Source organism: Neobacillus drentensis, from assembly GCF_036966985.1.
GTDB classification, from domain to species: Bacteria; Bacillota; Bacilli; order Bacillales; family Cytobacillaceae; genus Neobacillus; species Neobacillus drentensis_E.
Window position 1 is genome coordinate 1 of the sequence record NZ_JBALSN010000222.1, and the last position, 3,947, is coordinate 3,947.

General features: G+C 39.3%; 4 protein-coding genes. All 4 read left to right on the plus strand.

Going from position 1 to position 3,947, the window contains the following annotated elements:
- Positions 1-1,347 (plus strand): 1-deoxy-D-xylulose-5-phosphate synthase (dxs, locus tag V7659_RS15125; protein WP_335540704.1); only part of this gene is annotated, 1,347 nt, incomplete at its 5' end.
- Positions 1,348-1,350: 3 nt separating this feature from the next.
- Positions 1,351-2,190: a TlyA family RNA methyltransferase gene (locus tag V7659_RS15130; protein ID WP_335540705.1), complete on the plus strand. Its 840-nt coding sequence runs from the start codon at positions 1,351-1,353 to the stop codon at positions 2,188-2,190.
- A gap of 161 nt (positions 2,191-2,351) precedes the next feature.
- Positions 2,352-2,801, plus strand: a complete 450-nt coding sequence (gene ahrC / locus V7659_RS15135; RefSeq protein WP_026563645.1) for a transcriptional regulator AhrC/ArgR — start codon at positions 2,352-2,354, stop codon at positions 2,799-2,801.
- A 15-nt stretch (positions 2,802-2,816) separates the two neighbouring features.
- Positions 2,817-3,947: DNA repair protein RecN (locus V7659_RS15140; protein WP_335540706.1), on the plus strand; the 1,131-nt coding region annotated here is incomplete at its 3' end.

A 3,947-nucleotide genomic window follows, 5' to 3' on the forward strand; every position in this document is an offset into this window, starting at 1 on the left:
GTTCATAATATCCTTGGCCAATTACGTACAGCTGGAAAGTACCAATGGGTTAAAGATGAATTGGAAGTACTGCTGAAAAAAGTACCTGCAGTGGGTGGGAAATTAGCTGCAACTGCTGAGAGAGTGAAGGACAGCCTTAAATATTTATTTGTTTCAGGAATGTTTTTTGAGGAATTAGGATTTACCTATCTCGGTCCAATTGATGGTCATAACTTTGAAGCGTTATTTGAAAACTTAAGCTATGCCAAAAAGACAGAAGGCCCAATCCTTCTGCACGTCATTACTAAAAAGGGAAAAGGGTACCAACCAGCGGAAAGTGACAAAACGGGAACATGGCATGGAACTGGACCATATAAAATGGACACAGGCGCCTTCGTTAAGCCAGCAAAAACTCCACCGCCAGCCTGGAGCAGTCTTGTGAGTGAAACCGTTCGAAAGCTTGCCCGAACTGATGACCGAATTGTTGCGATTACACCTGCGATGCCTGTTGGTTCTAAACTCGAGGGCTTCGCTAGTGAATTCCCTGAGAGAATGTATGATGTTGGGATCGCTGAGCAACATGCTGCGACAGTAGCTGCTGGTTTAGCTACACAAAATATGAAACCTTTTCTTGCTATATACTCAACCTTTTTACAACGAGCCTATGATCAAGTAGTTCATGATATATGCAGACAAAATTTAAATGTCTTTATGGGGATCGACCGTGCTGGCTTAGTTGGTGCTGACGGTGAAACCCATCAAGGTGTATTTGACATTGCTTTTCTAAGACATGTCCCTAATATGGTGTTGATGATGCCGAAGGATGAAAACGAAGGCCAACATATGGTATACACCGCACTGAATTATAATGATGGCCCGATTGCCATGAGATTTCCACGTGGAAATGGACTTGGGGTTCCAATGGATCAGGAATATCATACTATTCCAATTGGTACATGGGAGGTTCTTAAAGAAGGCGATGATGCAGCTATCTTAACCTTTGGAACCACTATACCGATGGCGTTAAAAGCTGCTGAGATCCTTGAACAGAGAAGGATATCTGTCAAGGTTGTAAATGCCCGTTTTATTAAGCCATTGGATGAAAAAATGCTTACTGATCTTCTTACAAAAAATTTGCCGATTCTTACCATTGAGGAGGCTGTTTTACAAGGCGGTTTCGGAAGTGCAATTCTTGAGTTTGCGCAAAACCATGGCTTTTATCATTCACACATAGACAGAATCGGAATTCCGGACCAATTTATCGAACATGGGGATGTTGACTCCCTTCTTGAAGAGATTGGTTTAACAACCGAAGAAGTAGTCAAAAGGGTTTCCATACTAGCAAGAAAAAAACAACAAAGGGCTTAACAAATGAAAAATAAAGAACGGTTAGATGTATTACTAGTAGAAAGAGGTTTAATCGAAACAAGGGAAAAGGCCAAGCGATCAATTATGGCAGGGCTTGTTTATTCAAATGAAGAGCGGTTGGATAAACCTGGAGAGAAAGTCAAAATTGATATCCCGCTTACTATAAAAGGAAAAGTGCTTCCATATGTTAGCCGTGGGGGATTAAAGCTTGAGAAGGCCTTAAAGGTTTTCGATGTCAGTGTTGCAGATAAAGTGCTATTAGATATTGGATCGTCTACGGGAGGCTTTACAGATTGTGCACTTCAAAATGGAGCAAAGATGTCCTATGCCTTGGATGTAGGTTATAATCAGCTCGCTTGGAAACTTAGACAGGATGAACGAGTTGTGGTGATGGAAAGAACAAATTTCCGATATGTCACACCTGCTGATTTGATTGGAGAAATGCCGAATTTCGCTACAATTGATGTGTCCTTTATCTCGTTAACTTTAATCCTGCCTGTTTTAAAAACGCTTTTAGTCACTGGAAGTGACGTAGTGGCTCTAGTAAAACCACAATTCGAAGCTGGACGTGAACAGGTTGGGAAAAAGGGAATCGTTCGAGATGAGAAAGTGCATCTTCAAGTAATTGATAAAATCATAAATTTTGCGATCCAACAAGGTTACACGATTAAAAACTTATCCTTTTCACCAATTACTGGTGGGGATGGGAACATTGAATACTTGCTTCACTTAAAATGGGAAGGGGAACGGGAAACGGGCGATAATCAATTACCTGTAACGCCGGTTGAAATTGTAAAGGAATCCCATTTAGAATTTAAAACAAAACAAAATTCAGAGGGATAGGCAAATGCTTATCCTTTTCTTCGTATTCAAGGCTCTTAACAAAAGGTAAGTATTTTAAGAAAAAATGTACAAGTTTATGAAAATCGGCTAACATATGTGTAGAAGCACGTATTAGTACATAATACATAGATAAATGTTTTTAATGATTATGGGGTGAGACAATGAATAAAGGCCAACGTCATATTAAAATAAGAGAAATTATTGCAAGTAATGACATAGAGACACAAGATGATTTAGTGGATGAACTGAAGAATGCAGGCTACAACATAACCCAAGCCACGGTTTCAAGGGATATTAAGGAATTACATCTTGTTAAAGTTCCCTTAAGCGATGGAAGGTATAAATACAGCTTGCCGGCCGACCAAAGATTTAATCCATTACAAAAATTAAAAAGATCATTAATTGATGCGTTCGTGCGAATCGATTCAGCAGGTCATTTGCTGGTCATGAAGTGCTTACCAGGTAATGCAATGGCCATAGGCGCATTAATTGATAATCTGGATTGGGAAGAAATATTAGGAACCATTTGCGGTGATGATACCATGTTAATTATTTGCCGAACTCCAGAGGATACTGAAGTTATCACAAATCGGTTCCTAGATATGCTTTAATTGGGGGAATGTTCCTTGTTAGCAGAATTATCTATTAAAAACTTCGCTATTATCGAAAACTTGTCTGTAACTTTTTCAAAGGGATTAACGGTTTTAACGGGAGAGACTGGGGCAGGAAAATCAATCATTATTGATGCCATTCACTTATTAGTTGGCGGCAGAGGGTCTGCAGAATTTGTCCGGCACGGCGAAGAGAGGGCCGAAATTGAAGGACTTTTCCAGCTAGATGATAGTAAACATCCTGTCATTTCTAAAGCTTTAGAATTTGGAATCGACATTGATGAAGGAATGGTTATTTTACGACGAGATATTTCCCATTCGGGTAAAAGTATTTGCAGGGTGAATGGGAAGTTAGTGACGATTTCCACACTTAGGGAAATTGGGTCAACACTGGTTGATATTCACGGACAGCATGAGCATCAAGAATTAATGGATGAGTCGAGACACTTAACACTGCTAGATCAATTTGGTGCGGAGGATATTTCCTCATCACAAGGGGAATACCAGCAAGTTTTTCGACGCTATGAGCAAACCTTACAAAGGTTAAAAGCATTAAGTGAAAATGACCAGCAGACTGCCCACCGGCTTGATCTCATTTCATTTCAATTGGATGAAATCCAAAATGCAAATTTAAAGATTAATGAAGATGAAGAACTTTTTGAAGAAAAAAGAAAACTAAATAATTTTGAACGAGTTTTCGAAGCCCTGCAATCGAGTCATACGGCTTTACAGGGGGAACAAAAGGGCCTTGATTGGATTAGTATGGTCATGGGGCATCTTGAGGATGCTGCTTCTATTGATAACGCCTATAAGGACATGTACGAAGCTGTATCAAATAGCTATTACCAATTGGAGGATGCTGCACGATCCTTAAGAACTGAATTAGATGCATTGGAGTTCGATCCGCAGCGATTGCATGAAATTGAAGATCGCCTAAATGAAATAAATCGGCTTAAACGGAAATACGGTAAAACAATCGATGAAATATTAGAATACGCAGGGAAAATCGAAGAAGAAATTGAAACATTACAAAATAAAGAAACGCATATAAGCGAATTAGAAAAAGAATTAGCCTCGATAAAAAAAGACTTATTGCTTGAAGCAAAGCAATTAACAGAAATTCGTCTAAAATGGGCAGACAAACTT